The sequence below is a fragment of the Streptomyces sp. CNX435 genome, assembly GCF_059570575.1.
Genome location: NZ_JCANTA010000011.1, coordinates 175,351 through 190,267 on the forward strand (window position 1 = coordinate 175,351; position 14,917 = coordinate 190,267).

At 71.3% G+C, this 14,917-nt stretch carries 10 protein-coding genes and 1 pseudogene; 6 read left to right on the forward strand and 5 right to left on the reverse strand.

Features of this window, described 5'->3' with window-relative positions; all coding sequences use genetic code 11:
• The first annotated feature begins 228 nt into the window (after positions 1-228).
• Together T328_RS19905 and T328_RS19910 are read left to right on the forward strand one after the other, a co-directional pair.
• Positions 229-801, forward strand: coding sequence for a hypothetical protein (locus T328_RS19905; RefSeq protein ID WP_496497438.1), 573 nt, complete (start codon positions 229-231; stop codon positions 799-801).
• Complete coding sequence (locus tag T328_RS19910) at positions 798-2,441, forward strand: protein kinase domain-containing protein (protein ID WP_496497439.1); 1,644 nt, start codon at positions 798-800, stop codon at positions 2,439-2,441. Before T328_RS19905 ends, T328_RS19910 begins: the two co-directional genes overlap by 4 nt.
• 11 nt (positions 2,442-2,452) lie before the next feature.
• On the opposite strand, the gene T328_RS19915 is transcribed toward T328_RS19910, so the two are convergent.
• The gene (locus tag T328_RS19915; protein ID WP_496497440.1) at positions 2,453-4,891 is read right to left on the reverse strand and encodes a SpoIIE family protein phosphatase; all 2,439 of its coding nucleotides are present in this window, start codon (positions 4,889-4,891) and stop codon (positions 2,453-2,455) included.
• 165 nt (positions 4,892-5,056) lie between these two features.
• The gene (locus T328_RS19920; protein ID WP_496497441.1) at positions 5,057-5,521 is read right to left on the reverse strand and encodes a hypothetical protein; all 465 of its coding nucleotides are present in this window, start codon (positions 5,519-5,521) and stop codon (positions 5,057-5,059) included.
• 460 nt (positions 5,522-5,981) lie between these two features.
• Here T328_RS19920 and T328_RS19925 point away from each other — a divergent pair.
• Positions 5,982-6,650, forward strand: a pseudogene (locus T328_RS19925) (right-handed parallel beta-helix repeat-containing protein); the annotation flags it as partial.
• Between the two features lie 55 nt (positions 6,651-6,705).
• Positions 6,706-7,908 carry a right-handed parallel beta-helix repeat-containing protein gene (locus tag T328_RS19930; protein WP_496497442.1) on the forward strand — a complete coding sequence of 401 codons (1,203 nt, stop codon included), beginning with the start codon at positions 6,706-6,708 and terminating at the stop codon, positions 7,906-7,908.
• 119 nt (positions 7,909-8,027) lie between these two features.
• Here the strand turns inward: T328_RS19930 and T328_RS19935 are convergent, their stop codons facing one another.
• Positions 8,028-8,969, reverse strand: a complete 942-nt coding sequence (locus tag T328_RS19935) for an SMP-30/gluconolactonase/LRE family protein (protein WP_496497443.1) — start codon at positions 8,967-8,969, stop codon at positions 8,028-8,030.
• Positions 8,970-9,118: 149 nt separating this feature from the next.
• Positions 9,119-12,133, reverse strand: a complete 3,015-nt coding sequence (locus tag T328_RS19940; protein ID WP_496497444.1) for a SpoIIE family protein phosphatase — start codon at positions 12,131-12,133, stop codon at positions 9,119-9,121.
• Between the two features lie 165 nt (positions 12,134-12,298).
• Between T328_RS19940 and T328_RS19945 the strand changes: the two genes are divergently transcribed.
• The gene (locus T328_RS19945) at positions 12,299-13,126 is read left to right on the forward strand and encodes a hydrolase (protein WP_496497445.1); all 828 of its coding nucleotides are present in this window, start codon (positions 12,299-12,301) and stop codon (positions 13,124-13,126) included.
• A gap of 179 nt (positions 13,127-13,305) precedes the next feature.
• A complete protein-coding gene (locus T328_RS19950; RefSeq protein ID WP_496497446.1) occupies positions 13,306-14,133 on the forward strand; it encodes an alpha/beta fold hydrolase in 828 nt (275 codons plus the stop codon).
• A 131-nt stretch (positions 14,134-14,264) separates the two neighbouring features.
• Here T328_RS19950 and T328_RS19955 read toward each other — a convergent pair whose 3' ends face one another.
• Positions 14,265-14,849, reverse strand: coding sequence for a TerD family protein (locus T328_RS19955; protein WP_496497447.1), 585 nt, complete (start codon positions 14,847-14,849; stop codon positions 14,265-14,267).
• Between the last annotated feature and the right edge of the window lie 68 nt (positions 14,850-14,917).

Below are 14,917 nucleotides of genomic sequence, written 5' to 3' on the forward strand. Positions count from 1 at the left end.
AGGCCCGGCCGAGCACCGGCCCACGTTCCGGCCGCCCACGTTCCGGCCCAAGTTCCGGAGGGACAGCACCGCTGACGCCTCCGGGGCCGCATGGCAAGAGCCGATCGCCCGATCCATTCCGTACCCCTCAGGACGCGCGACTCCGTCTGTATATACGATCGCAGATCCCTACGCGTCACCGCCTCGCATCCGCAACCGATGCCCCTCAGTGATCCAGCAGGAGCAGCAATGTACGCGCCCGCCCCGGCACCCTCGCAGGACCGCCCACCGGCGACGGGGGTGGCGGTCCTGCTGCGCGTGCTCTTCGTGGCCGTGACGGTGGGCAGCCTGGGCCTGCTGGCCTGGGCCACGATGCTGCGGGCCGCGCTGGTGCAGCGGCGCCCGCTGGGCTGGTGGCTGTTCGGAGCCGATGTGGCCCTGCTGGTCGCCGTCTGCGTACTGGTGCTGTCCTACCCCGAGACGGACTGGCGCACGAATCTCGCGGTGGGTGCGCTGCTGCTGCAGATGATGGCCGTCGTCGCGTACTACCTGGTCATCGACATCGCCGCGGTACGGCCGACCGCCGCCGGACAGCCGCACGCGCCCGCCCCTGCCGGCTACGGCCCGCCGCCCGCCTACCCGGCAGGACCGCCTCCCGGCACGCCGCCCCCGCCCGCGTACGCCACACCGCAGGACGCCAACTCCCCCCGCCCGTACGCGAACCCATACGCCCAGGCCCCTGCCCGGCCCCAGCGCATCCACCAGGTCCGGGCCGAACTCGACGAACTCAGCGACTACCTCCGCCGGGAGGAAGACCCGTGAACGGCCGCGTCATCGCCGGACGCTACGAACTCTCCGTCCTGCTCGGCCAGGGCGGCATGGGCAAGGTCTGGATCGGCTACGACCGCCGCCTGGGCCGCCGGGTCGCCGTCAAGCTGCTGCGCCCCGACCGGGTGGCGGGCACCCCCAACGGTGAGGAGATGCGCCGGCGCTTCGTCCGCGAATGCCGGGTCACGGCGCAGGTCGACCACCCGGGACTGGTCACCGTCCACGACGCCGGGAGCGACGGTGAGGACCTCTTCCTGGTGTTGCAGTACGTCGAGGGCGCCGACCTGTCCGATCACCTGGCCGAACACGATCCGTACCCCTGGCAGTGGGCGGTCAGCGCCACAGCGCAGCTCTGCGCCGTACTGGCCGCCGTGCACGCCGTACCGATCGTCCACCGCGATCTCAAGCCCCGCAATGTCATGGTCCGCCCCGACGGCAGCCTGGTGGTCCTCGATCTCGGCATCGCCTCGGCGCTCGACACCGACACCACCCGTCTGACCCACACCGGGTCCCCCATCGGCAGCCCCGCCTACATGGCCCCCGAACAGGCCATGGGCGGCGCCGTGGGCCCCCATACCGACCTCTACACCCTCGGGGTTCTGCTCCACGAACTCCTCGGCGGCCAGGTCCCGTTCGCCGCCTCCACGGCCCTCGGCGTCCTGCACCGCCATCTGTACGACGACCCGGTCCCGGTACGCAGCCTGCGCCCCGACGTCCCCGAACCCCTCGAAGCGCTCGTCCTCCGCCTCCTGCGCAAGGACCCGGCGGCCCGCCCCGCCAACGCCCAAGAGGTCTACGAGGCGCTGATCCCCCTCCTCCCCACCTCCGAATCCGGCCCCGCCCTGCTGGCCCCCATGGACCCCACCCGCCCCTTCCGCCACCCCCACGCCCCCTGGCCGGCACGCGTCCTGGCTCTGTCCCCGCCGCCACCCACCCAGCTGCCCGCTCCACCGACGCCACTGACGCCCGCACCGCACGACACGCCCGCGTCCACCTCCTCAGCCCATTCCTCCTCCGTCCCGGACGTCGCCGCGGCGGTCGACGAGGTCAAAAGCCTCCTGGACCGGGGCTGTATCACCCAAGCCGTCGACCTCCTCGGCGACATCCTCCCGACCGCCGCCGCCCGCCACGGCCACCACTCCCCGGTGGTCCGCATCCTCCGCAAGCAGTACGCCGCCACCCTCATGGACGACGGCCAATACCGCCGCGCCCTCCCCGAACTCCGCCAACTGGCCCAGGAATTCACCAACGAAGAGAGCCCGGCAGCCGCCCGTCAGGCCCTCCAGTTCCGCTACGAGGCCGCCCAATGCCTGGAGCAACTGGGCGAGCTGGCCCAAGCCCTGGAGGAGTACCGCGCCCTCCTCCCCCACCTTGAGCGCTACCCCGACAACCCGGCGCGCCCCCTGGAAATCCGCCGCTCCATAGGCCACTTGCTCCTCGCCCAGGGCGACCGCCCCGCCGCCCAGGACTGCCTCTCCCGCCTCCTGTACGACGCGGAACGACTCCATGGCCCGCACCACGCCTTCCCGGCGGAGGTACGGCGGATGCTGCACTGGCTGGGCCAGATGCAGGGGGTGAGTGCCGGCCAGCCATCCGCCCCCGGCCCTGGACCCGCGCCGCTCGCCCTGGAGTGACCCGGAAAACCTCAGTGGGGGAGAAGCTGTTCGGCCCAGATGGTCTTGCCTTCCGACGTGTAGCGGGTTCCCCAGTTCTGGGCGAACTGGGCCACCAGGAAAAGCCCCCGTCCGCCTTCGTCGTCGGTGTGGGCCAGGCGCATGCGGGGGGAGGTGTTGCTGCCGTCGGAGACTTCGAGGATCAGGTTCACGTCGCGGATGAGGCGCAGGTCGATGGGGCCGGAGGCGTGGCGGATGGCGTTGGTCACCAGCTCGCTGACGATCAGTTCGGCGGTGAAGGCGAGATCCTCCAGGTGCCAGGTGTCGAGTTGCTCGGCGGTGAGGGACCGGGCCTGGCCGACCGCGGTGAGTTCGCAGGGCAGGTGCCAGGTCGCGACGTTCTCCTCGTTGATGGAACGTGGGCGTGCGACGAGGAAGGCGACGTCGTCACGGGGACGGTCCGGGAGCAGCAGGCGCTCCATGACGTCGCAGACTTCTTCCAGCGGGCGGTCGGGATACGCCAGCGCGAAGGCCAGCCGGGTGAAGCCGAGATCGATGTCGATGTCGGAGGAGGCGGTGATGAGGCCGTCTGTGTAAAAGGCGAGGACGCTCCCGTCCGGGATCTCAAGGTGCGTGGATTCGAAGGGCAGGCCGCCGAGTCCCAGTGGTGGGCCTGCCGGGATGTCCAGGAATTCGACGGCTTTGTCGGGGTGGGCGATGGCGGGTGGGGGATGTCCCGCGCGGGTGATCTCTGCGGTACGGGAGATGGGGTCGTACACGCAGTACACGCAGGTGGCCCCGATCACGCCGGGGATGTGGCGGTCTGCGGTCTCCGCTTCGTCGAGGTGGGCGACCAGGTCGTCGAGGCGGGCGACGAGCTCGTCGGGCGGCATGTCGAGGGCGGCGAGGGTCTGGACGGCGGTACGCAGGCGGCCCATGGTGGCTGCCGCGGTCATTCCATGGCCGACGACATCGCCGACGACCAGTCCGACGCGTGCGCCGGAAAGGGGCAGCACGTCGAACCAGTCTCCGCCGACGCCCGCGTGGGTGTCGGCCGGCAGGTAGCGGTAGGCGACTTCCACGCCGGTGGGGGTCGGCAGGTCCTTGGGGAGGAGGTGGCGCTGCAGGGACAGGGCGGCGCGGTGTTCGCGGCCGAAGCGCCGGGCGTTGTCGACGCAGACGGCCGCGTGGGAGGCGAGTTCTTCGACGAGGAGCAGGTCGTCGGCGTCGAAGGCTTCGGGGTTCTTCCAGCGCACCAGGGTGACCACCCCCATGGTGATGCCGCGGGCGCGCAGGGGCACCACCAGGTGGGAGTGGATGCCGACTTCCCTCAGCTTGTCCGAACGCGCCACATCCTGGGTCAGCCAGGGGGTCGACAGATCCACCGTGGGGTCCAGCACGGGACGGCCCGTGGCGACGCAACGGTGCTGAGGTGACCTCTCGGAGTAGGTGACCGATGTCCCCAGCGGCGCCACGGATTCCGGGAGGTCCGCCCGGATGGACTGCTGAGCGCGTCGGATCAGTTCGGCGGAACCCGCGGTCAGGACCGGATCAGGCTCGTGGCCGTGGACGACGGCGGCAGAGAGGTCGACGGCGACGAAGTCGGCGACCTGCGGCACCAGCACCTCGGCGAGTTCCTGGACGGTACGTTCGAGATCCAGCGTGCTGCCGATGCGGATACCGGCCTCACTGATCAGGGTGAGGTGCCGTCGCACCTGGTAGTAGCTGGAGACATCGAGTACCGCCTGGCCCATCCCCAGGGTGTGGCCGGCGAGGTCCTGAAGCCGGAAGGACGAGCGGGAGCGGACGTGCGGCAGATGGGAAGAAGAAGTGGCCGGCGGATCGACATGGGATACGGCGACCTGTGGCTCACCCGTCTCCAGTACCTCCTGGGCGCGGGCTTCGGTTACCGGACCGTCCTCTGCGGGAACGGTGTCGCGCAGTGCGCGGCCCAGCTGCACCCGCGCAGGGACACCCTCCAGGCGTTCCAGGGCGGGGTTGATCATGGCGAGCCTCAGTTGCGGGTCCACGACAGCGAGCCCGAAAGGAGACTGGGTGAACAGTCCGCGCAGGATCGCGTGCTCGCGTTCCCGCGCCTGGGCGGTGGCGAGGTCTGTGGCCGCGATGAGCCAGCTTGCCCGGTGATCGAGCCCCAGCGGGCAGATCTGCGCTCTGATCTGAAGGCGGCTGCCGTCGCGGGGGTGCGCCGTGAAAGTGCCCGCCCATCCTTTTCCGGCCACGTTCCGTTCGGCCATGTCCCAGCGCTTCTCCCACGGGATCGCCAGGAATTCCGTGACAGGCTGTGCGACCGCGTCCGGCGCAGCGTAGCCGAACAGCGCCTCTGCGCCACCGCTCCAGTACTCGACCAGGCCCTGTGAGTCCACCACGATCGCGGCATCGGTGATGTCGAACCGATAGCCTTCCGTCTCCCCGACAGACGCCTGCGGCCTGTCGGCTTTCGGTGATCCCACACGTCAATGGTGCATCCGTTTGACTGAGTGCACCACCAACGGCGGCGCGGGCCGGGTTGCTGTCGCTCCCTGTGCCGGGCCGGATACCTCCGGTGCACCCAGGCGCCCGCTCTTACGTGGCGGTAGCTCTCCGGGGGCGCCCGTACACCGCCAGCGTGAACAGCATCAGCGTGGGAATGCCGACGAGCGGGCCCAGCCCAGTCGCTGCTGGCGCAGCCGATCGCAGTCGGCCACGACCCGGGCGTCCTCCGACACGTCTCCGTCTCCGTATTGCAGGTCGTTCTCGACGTGGACGTCGTCGGGCAGGTCTTCCGCTTCCCGCTGCTGACGCTGCTCGCTCAGTTCGTCCGGGTCGTTGAGCGGCCCGGACAGCACCGACGCGCAGCGGACCTCGCCGTCCTCGCGATACGCCCAGCCGTCTTCGCCCATGACGTAGGACTCGCCGTCGATGTCGACCGTGTCGCCCTCGGCGACGTCGGGACCGAACGGCTCGCCGTTGCCGTCGATGCCGCTCCCGGCGTAGACCGTCTGCGAAGGAGAGCTGTACAGCAGGATCACCACGGAGACGACGCCGAGAGCCACGAGTGCCGCCGCGAGCCCGAATATCAGATTCTTCGTCCGCATGGACATGCTGATCACTGTAGCGACCGCGGCGCGGGCCGCCGCCTTCCACCCGGTGCTTCAACGGGCGGTGCTCCAACGGCCGGTGCCGGAATCCCGTGTACCGGCAACCTTCGCGCGGGCGGCGGCGACTCACGACCGGACAGCGCGAGCGGGCCATGCCCGTCCTCTCGCAGAGAGCAAGCACATCTGCCGTGCAGGTGAGGAGCGCGTGCGGATGGCAGACGTACGCCGTCGTCCTCCCTTTCCCCACCACCGGTCCGGCGGGGACTGCGGCGGCGCTCCCCCCACCGTCTCGGCTTCCGGTCAGGAGAGATGAGTCCATGTCACGAACACGTGGGTCCCGAGGAGTACGCCGGCGCTCTGCCGTTCTGGCCGTGTCGCTGGCCGGCGCGACGGCCTTCTGGCTGCTGGGCGCGGGCGGTACGGCCGGCGCCGGTCACCCGGCGGCCGGACAGCCGCAGGCCGCATCGTGGTCGAGCACGCCGGCGACAACGGCATCCTCGTCGCCGGCAACGACAACATCGTCGAGCGCACGGTGACGCGCTTCAACCGCGACACAGGTCTGCAGCTCTCCCGGTGGGTCGCCGGTGCGCCCGAGGACCAGTGGCCGTCCGGCAACCTCATCGTGAGCGCGGAGTCGCACGACAACGCCGACTCCGACGGCGAGGACGCCGACGGCTTCGCCCCCAAGCTCACCGTCGGCCCCGGGAACGTCTTCCGCCACACCGTGTCCCACAACAGCATCGACGACGGCTACGACCTGTACACCAAGTCGGACACGGGCCCCATCGGCGCGGTGACCATCGAGAACTCCCTCGCCTACGACAACGGCAAGCACGGGTTCACCTACAACCGCAACACCGGCTCGATGACCGTGTCGGAGAACGTGAGCATCGGCAACGCCGAGGGCAACTTCAACTTCGACGGCGGCTCGTCGGCGTTCCGGGACAACGTCTCGTGCGACAGCGGGGACGACGACCGGATCACCGGCGACGCCGACGGCTCGAACCAGTTCTGGTCCGAGGAGACCGGGAACGGGTCCAGGTGCTCCTCGTACACCGGCGCGCTGGACTGGTCCTTCGCCGAGGACGGCAGCCTCGTCGTGACCTTCGGCGGCAACCGGGTCACGGAGTGACCCGCCCCTCCCCACATCCCCCACACCCTCCGTCCTCACAAGGAGCCGCGGAACAATGAAGCTGAGCGCATCAACGGCCTCCCTCGCGCTGGCGATCGGCGCGCTCGTCGCCGTCCCCGCCACGACGGCGCCGGCGGCAGCCCAGGAGACGAGCCTGTACGTGGCGCCCGACGGCGACGACGCCAACCCCGGCACCGTCGGCGAGCCGCTGCGCACGATCCAGGCCGCGGTGGACCTCGCCGAGCCCGGCACCACGATCCACCTCCGGGAAGGGACCTACGCGCCGGACACCAACATCCAGCTGCTCCAGAGCGGCACCGAGTCCCAGCCCATCACCCTGCGGAACTACGAGGGCGAGCACGCCGTCCTCGACGGCGAGAACATGCCGTACACCCCGGGCGCCGTGGACAGCTCCATTCCGCGCCCCGAGCGGGGCGCGATCCACCTCGAAGGCGACTACTGGCACATCACCGGCCTGGAGATCATCAACGGCCCGTACGGCATCTTCGGCATGGACACCAGTCACAACGTCTTCAAGAACCTCGTGACGCGGGACAACTACGAAACCGGCCTGCACCTCGTCGGCGGCGACACGGACGTCGTCAGCCACAACCAGGTCATCAACCTGGACAGCTACGGCAACCGCGACCCGCGCAAGAACGGCGAGAGCGCCGACGGCCTGGCCATCAAGGAGGCCGGCGGAGAGGGCAACATCGTGCGGGGCGCGCGGCTGTGGAACAACTCCGACGACGGCTACGACGCGTACGTGTTCACCGACCCGATCCTCGTCGAGGACAGCGTGGCCTGGGGCAATGGCTTCAACCGCTGGGACCTGCCCGACTACCAGGGGGACGGCAACGGCTTCAAGCTCGGCGGCGGTGACCCGGACCCGGCGGCGGACCACGTCACCCGCAACAGCATCGCGTTCGACAACGCGGTCGACGGCTTCGAGGACAACGGCAACCCCGGCGCGCTGACGCTCGACCACTGCACGGCCTGGGACAACCCCGGCAACGGCTTCCACTTCGCCGCCTCCACCAGCACCCTGACCAACAACCTCTCCGTCGGCAACGGCAACGCCGCGGACCTCGGCGCCGGCTCCGGCGGCAGCGGCAACTCCTGGGACCTCGGCGGCGAGTGGGACCTGGAGAGCACCGACCCCGCCACCATCACCGGCCCCCGGGCGCCGGACGGCTCGATCCCGTCCTCCGACTTCCTCCGCCCCGCAAACGGAGAGGACGTTGGAGCCCGCTTCTAGAGCACGGCAGGCCGGCACCGAAGAACCGTATGCCCACCCGAACCGGACCCGGACCCGGACCTGACCCGGGTCCGGGTCCGGGTCCGGGTCCACGTTTGTGCCGGCTCCCGCGGTCGCCGTCAGCGCCAGCGCTGCCGGCCGGGGCCCGTGGGGTGGGTGCCGGTGACGCCCATGACGAGGGAGAAGAGGGTGGTCTCGGCGGCGATGAACAGCCGGTTGCGCTTGGTGCCGCCCCAGGAGATGTTGGCGACCGCGCCGGGGACGTTGAGCCTGCCGATGAGGGTGCCGTCCGGGTCGTAGCAGTGCACGCCGTCGGTCATGGCGGCGGCCCACAGCCGGCCGGCGTCGTCGAAGCGGATGTTGTCGAAGCGGCCGGGGCCGCCGGGCGGGATCTCGGCGAAGACCGCGCTGTCGGAGAGGGTGCCGTCGGCGTGGACGGTGTAGACGCGGATACGGACCGCGCGGGTGTCGGAGACGAACAGCCGCCGCTCGTCCGGGGAGAAGACCAGGCCGTTGGGGGCCTGGAGGTCGTCGGCGACGAGGCGGACCTCGCCGCTGTCCGGGTCGATGCGGTAGACGTGGCAGGCGCCGATCTCGCTGTCCGCGCGGTGGCCCTCGTAGTCGGTGGTGATGCCGAAGTCGGGGTCGGAGAAGTAGATCGAGCCGTCGGACTTCACGGTGGCGTCGTTGGGGCTGTTGAGGCGCTTGCCCTGCCAGCTGTCGGCGAGGACGGTGAGGGTGCCGTCGGGTTCGGTACGGGTGACGCGGCGGTTGCCCTGCTCGCAGGTGATCAGCCGGCCGCGGCGGTCGAGCGTGTTGCCGTTCGGGTGGCCGGCGGGGGTGCGGAAGACGCCGACGGCGCCGGTGGTCTCGTCCCAGCGCAGCAGCCGGTCGTTCGGGATGTCGCTCCAGATCAGCTGCCGCCAGGCGGGCACGTAGATCGGGCCCTCCACCCAGCGGCACCCGGCGTGGATGACCTCCAGTGCGGCGTCGCCGACCATGCAGAGGCCGGTACGGAACCGGTCGTCGAGGGGCTCGTACAGGGGGCGCTCCGACGTCATCGCCAACCATCCTTCGAATCTGAATCTCATGCGTTGACTCGTGAGTATGGCGGTGCAACGCCCTCGGCCGTGACGAGGGCCACGGCGCGGGCGAAGGCGCCGACCGCGACCCACCGCGAACGAACCGGCCGTGACGGTCCGTACCCCGGTCAGTGGGGCAGCGGCAGCGCCTGCTCGGTCCAGATGGACTTGCCCGTACGGGTGTGGCGCGTCCCCCAGCGCTGGCTGAGCGCGGAGACGAGCCGCAGACCGCGGCCCCCTTCGTCGGTCTCGGAGGTGTGGCGGATGTGCGGTGTGGTCGGGCTGCCGTCGGAGACTTCGCAGATCAGCGCGCTGCTGCGGAGCATCCGGAGCCGGACCGGCGCGGTGGCGTGCCGGACGACGTTCCCGATCAGCTCGCTGACCAGCAGCTCGGTGGTCGCGATGAGGTCTTCGTTGGCCAGGTCCCAGGCGGTGAGCTGGGCGCGGACCAGGTTGCGGGCCTGGCCCGCCGCCTTCGGTTCCGCCGCGAGGGGCCACTCGGCGATGTTCCGCGGCTCCAGCGGCTGCGGGCGGGCGAGCAGCAGGGCCGCGTCGTCGGCGAGGGCACCGTGGGCGGGCAGGAGGGCCGAGGTGACGGTGGCGCAGAGGGCGTCCAGGTCGGCGGCGTCCGCCTGCGCGGTCGGGGTGTCGCTCGCGAACCGGGAGAGCTGTTCGGCGAGGCGGTCCGTGCCCGCGCTCAGATCCCGGTCCATGTTCTCGACCAGGCCGTCGGTGTAGAGAGCGAGCAGGCAGTCGACGGGGAGTTCGGTCTCGATGGTGTCGAAGGGCGGAGTGCCCACCCCCAGCGGCGGGTTGGTGGGCGGGGAGAGGAAGGTGACGGTGCCGTCGGCGCGGACCACGGCCGGCGGCGGGTGCCCGGCGCTGGCACAGGACAGGAGCCGGGTCACCGGGTCGTAGACGCCGTACAGGCAGGTGACGAAGGTGTCGATGTCCAGCTCGCCCACGATGTCGTTGAGGTGGCCGAGGATCTCGTCGGGCGGCAGCTCCAGGTCGGACAGGGTGCGCACGGCCGTACGGAGCCCGCCCATGGTGGCGGCCTCGGCCATGCCGTGGCCCATGACGTCGCCGATCACCAGCGCCACGCGGGCCGCGGAGAGCGGGATCACGTCGTACCAGTCGCCGCCGACGTCGGCGCCCTCCCTGGCCGCCTGGTAGCGGGCCGCGGTCTGCACCGCGGCCACCTCGGGGAGCACCCGCGGCAGCAGGCTGCGCTGCAGGGTACGGGCCCGGGTCGTCGCCGCGTCGTACAGTGCGGCCCGCTCCAGCGCCTGCGCGACCAGCCCGCTGAGCGCCGTGAGGAGGGTGCGTTCGTCCTCGTCCAGGACCCGCGGCCGGTCGAAGGAGATGACCGCCACGCCGATCCCGCGCCCGGACACCGTCAGCGGCAGAAAGACCCACGCCTGCTTGCCGCTCTCGCGGACCACCTCGCCGGAGTCCGGGTAGCGCGCCAGGAACTCCTCCGGGGAGGAGAGGAAGAGGGGCGTACGGGTACGCAGGGCGTCCTGCTTCGGCGTGCTGATGCCGCCCGCCGCCGACTTCCTCTCCAGCAGCCGGGCGAAGCTCTCCCGGTGTCCCTGTGAGCCGATGACGGTGAGCCGGCCGCCGAGCAGGCCGAGCACGGTCAGCCCGCTGGCCCCCAGGGGCGCCATCACGCCGTCGGCCACCGCCGCCATCACGTCCTGGGCCGTGACCGCCTCGGCCAGCCGGCGGGTGATGCGCTGCATCCGGGCCGCGCGCTCGGTGGTGGCCCGGTCCGCGGCGGCCCGGTCGGACTCGCGCAGGTGCCGCTCGGTGATGTCGGTGATGTAGAGGGCGAGACCTTCCGGTACGGGTACGAACCGCAGGTGGTACCAGCGCTGTCCCTCCGGCCACGGCACGTCGAATCCGGTCGCCCGGCCCTCGCCCGCCGCGGCCCGGCAGCGATCCGCCAGCCCGGGCACGGCCCGTACCGCGGGCAGGTCCAGGAACAGCGCTCCGGCCAGCTCCCCCAGGGAACCGAAGAGCCGCTCGGCGGCGCGGTTGAGGAAGACGATGCGCCAGTTGGTGTCCAGGGAGACGAAGCCGTCGCTCATGTGCCGCAGCGCCCATCCGGCCGACTCGGCGGCGGCGTGCGTGTCGGTGCTGTCCCAGATGGTGCCGGTCACCTTCACCGGCTCGCCGTCCTCGTCCGTGACGGTCCGGGCGCGGGCCTCGACCCAGCGGTACATGCCGTCCCGGCGCCGTACCCGGTATTCGTTCTGGAAGCCGCCGCGCAGCCGGATGCCCTGGTCGAAGCCGGTCACCGTCTGCGGCAGGTCGTCGGGGTGGATGAGCGCGGCCCACGCCTCGATGCCGCCGCGCAGCACGTCCGGGTCGACGCCGGCCAGCACCTCCTCGATGGGACGCTCGCTGGTCAGCTCGCCGGTGCGGAGGTCCCAGGTGTAGTCGGTGGACGGCACCTCGCGGCCGTCCTGCCCGGGCCCGGTCGGCCCGGTCCGCGATCCCGGCGATTCCGTCGATTCCGTCGATTCCGTCGATTCCGGCGGTCCCGGCACGTTCCCCAGCGCGCGCAGCATCGCGGGGGACGGGTTGAGGGGACCCAGCGGCCGGAGCCTCGCCGACATCCAGGCCGCCACTTCGGTCAGGAAGGGGTGCCCCGTGGCTTCCGGTACGGCACCGGGCGCGGTCGTCCCCGGTACGGCGCCCGGTGCGAAGAGGACGGACAGCGCACCGCGCCGGCCGCCGGGGCCCGGAACGGGGACGGCCAGGTGACCGATCCCGGCCGGCAGGCCGGCGGGCCACAGGGTCCCCGGGTCGCCCCGGCCGGGCACCGGGGCGGGCGGGCCGAGGGCGGGCGCCCAGGCGACGGTGTCCTCCCGGACGGCCCGGCTGGGCGGAGCCGTGTCGCCGGCCCGGATCACCAGCCAGGGCCGGGTCATCGACGCCGGCAGGCCGCTGTCGGCGACCAGGTACAGGATGCCGCTCATGCCGCCGCCGGGGAGGTGCACCATGCCGCCCAGACCGTGCACCCCGGCCACCGCCTGCTGGAGGGCGATCCGCAGCACCTCGACGTCGCGCCGGTCCTCGTCCACGGCGGCGAGCAGCTGCATCCGCAGGCGTTGCCGCTCCGCGGGCTGATCCACGTCTCTCCCATCCATCCGATTCGGATAATCAGGATAATATTCCCCATTCTCGGCAGACTCATCCGGTCTGGACCCTCCGGCGGGTTCTGGCTACGCTTTGGGAGCGCTCCCAGGCACCTCCCGTACAAGACCCCCCATACCGCCCCCCACGCCCCTGGAGGACCCATGGCGCTCTCCGCCGCCCGCTCGCCCCGCCGTCCGCGCGCCGCCCTCGGCGGGACTCTCGCCCTGTTCCTCACCGCCTTCACGGCCTTCACAGCCAGCGCCTCGACGCCGCCGGCCCCGACCGCGACCCCGGCCCAGGCCTGTACGGCCGACGGCTTCTGCGAGGACTTCGAGTCCCAGACCGGCACCCAGCCCTCCGGCCGCTGGAGCTTCCAGGCCGACGACTGCACCGGCACGGGCACCGTCACGGTCGACTCCGCCGTCGCCCACGGCGGTACGACGTCCCTCCGGGTGAACGGCGGCGAGGGGTACTGCAACCACGCCTTCGCCGGCACCGCACTCGACGACGTACCGGCGGGCTCCGCGCTGCACGTGCGCTTCTGGGTCCGCCACACCACCGCGCTGCCCGTCCAGCACGTCACCTTCCTCGCCATGCGGGACATGGGCACGCGCGACACCGACCTGCGCATGGGCGGACAGAACGCGGCCCTGCAGTGGAACCGCGAGTCCGACGACGCCACGCTGCCCGCCCAGAGCCCGGCGGGCGTCGCGCTGAGCAAGCCGCTGCCGGTGGACACCTGGTCCTGCCTGGAGTACCGGATCGAGCCGGCCGGCCGGCTGCAGACCTGGCTCGACGGCGAGAGCGTCGAAGGGCTGATCGTCGATGACACCCCCACCCAGGACGTGGACGCGCAGTGGATGAACAGCGGTACCTGGCAGCCTTCGCCGGTCGACCTGCGGCTGGGCTGGGAGAGCTACGGCCAGGGCACCGACACCCTCTGGTACGACGACGTCGCCGTGGGCACCGACCGCATCGGCTGCGAGTGACGCCGGACCGTCCGCGTCGTGCCGGGTATGGCCGAATTGCGTAGAACGGCCGGGGCGCTGACGATGAACTCGGCGAGGCGGCGCGTCTCCGCAGCCGCGCACGTGCTGCCGTTCCTCGCGGTCCTCGCCGGTCCTCGCCGGTCCTCGCCGGTCCTCGTCATCGGAAGGGAAGTCCCGACATGCCCATATGCACGACGCGCGACGGTACCGACATCTTCTACAAGGACTGGGGCCGGGGCCGTCCCGTGGTGTTCAGCCACGGCTGGCCGCTGAACGGCGACGCCTGGCAGGACCAGCTCAAGGCGGTGGCCGACGCCGGCTACCGCGGCATCGCGCACGACCGCCGCGGGCACGGCCGCTCCACGCCCGTCTTCGACGGATACGACTTCGACACCTTCGCCGACGACCTGAACGACCTGATCACCGATCTCGACCTGCGGGACGTCACCCTCGTGGCGCACTCGATGGGCGGCGGCGAACTGGCCCGCTACATCGGCCGCCACGGCACCGGGCGGGTGCGGTCCGCGGTGCTCCTCTCGGCGATCCCGCCGCTGATGCTGCAGGGCCCGGACAACCCCGCGGGGGTGCCGCAGAAGGTCTTCGACGACATCAAGGCCGGCATCCTCAGGGAGCGCTCGCAGTTCTGGAAGGAGACGGCGGTCGGTTTCTTCTCCGCCGACCGCGGCGGCAGCAAGGCGACCCAGGGCAACATGGACGCCTTCTGGTACATGGCGATGGCCGAGACCCTTGAGGGCGGGGTGGCCTGCGTCGACGCCTTCGCCGCCACCGACTTCCACGACGACCTGGCGAGCTTCGACATCCCCACCCTCGTCGTCCACGGCGACGACGACCAGATCGTGCCGATCGACGCCACCGGCCGCAGGTCCGCCGAGCTGATCCGGGACGCCGAGCTCAAGGTCTACGAGGGCGGCAGCCACGGCCTCGCCCTCGTGCCCGGCGACAAGGAGAAGTTCACCGCCGACCTGCTGGCGTTCCTCCAGAGGTGACGCAGGAACGCCACCGGCGCCGGCGCGGGCCGGCACGGGAGCGGGCGGTCGCCCGGGGGGACGGCGCCCCGGGCGCACGCTCCGTCGCCTGACTTCGTCTTTTCGTTTCGGCTGCCCTCGGCGGCCTTCGGCTACCTGCCGGCCGCGAAGCGCATGAGGGCGCGCTCGTCGCCCTGCTTGATCTTCCCGGTCTCGTTGATCACCTGCAGCGTCCAGGTCGCGCCGTTACGGCTCGCCTTGGCCACGGCGCAGCCGTTGTCCGCGGAGAGCAGGCTCGGCCAGATGTCGGCGACCTGCTGCGTGCTGCCGCCCGACGCGTCGTACACCTTGAAGCTGATGTTCCGCGCCTTCTGGAAGCTGCTGCCCTTCTTGTACGCGACGGCGACGAACACGATGGCGGTGACCCGGTCCGGCACCTTGGAGAACTCGACGGTCACCGTCTCGTCGTCCCCGTCGCCCTTCCCCGTCTGGTTGTCGCCGCTGTGCACCAGCGCGCCGTTGCCCATCGGGTCCAGCGAGTCGAGCCCGGCCAGCCGGACCGGGTCCTCGCCCGCCATCGCGATGGCGATCAGGTCGAGGTCCGTGCCCTTCGTCTGCCGCAGCTTGCCGATGAGCCCGCCACTGCTTCCGACCGTGGGGTCCCACGAGACCCCTATCGACAGGTGGGTGACACCGGCGAGGTCCGCCGGGTCGTCATCTTTTGAGAGCGTGATCATTCCCGATCCCTTGTTGGTAAGAGTTCCTTCTGCGGTGACCCGGTGACCTCGGTGCCCGTGAACACCCG

Excerpts from the sequence above, each read along its gene's own strand:
- T328_RS19905 (WP_496497438.1), top strand. The coding sequence starts at position 229 with ATGTACGCGCCCGCCCCGGCACCCTCGCAGGACCGCCCACCGGCGACG.
- T328_RS19945 (WP_496497445.1), top strand. The coding sequence starts at position 12,299 with ATGGCGCTCTCCGCCGCCCGCTCGCCCCGCCGTCCGCGCGCCGCCCTC.
- T328_RS19950 (WP_496497446.1), top strand. The coding sequence starts at position 13,306 with ATGCCCATATGCACGACGCGCGACGGTACCGACATCTTCTACAAGGAC.
- T328_RS19920 (WP_496497441.1), bottom strand. The coding sequence starts at position 5,521 with ATGTCCATGCGGACGAAGAATCTGATATTCGGGCTCGCGGCGGCACTC.
- T328_RS19930 (WP_496497442.1), top strand. The coding sequence starts at position 6,706 with ATGAAGCTGAGCGCATCAACGGCCTCCCTCGCGCTGGCGATCGGCGCG.
- T328_RS19955 (WP_496497447.1), bottom strand. The coding sequence starts at position 14,849 with ATGATCACGCTCTCAAAAGATGACGACCCGGCGGACCTCGCCGGTGTC.
- T328_RS19935 (WP_496497443.1), bottom strand. The coding sequence starts at position 8,969 with ATGACGTCGGAGCGCCCCCTGTACGAGCCCCTCGACGACCGGTTCCGT.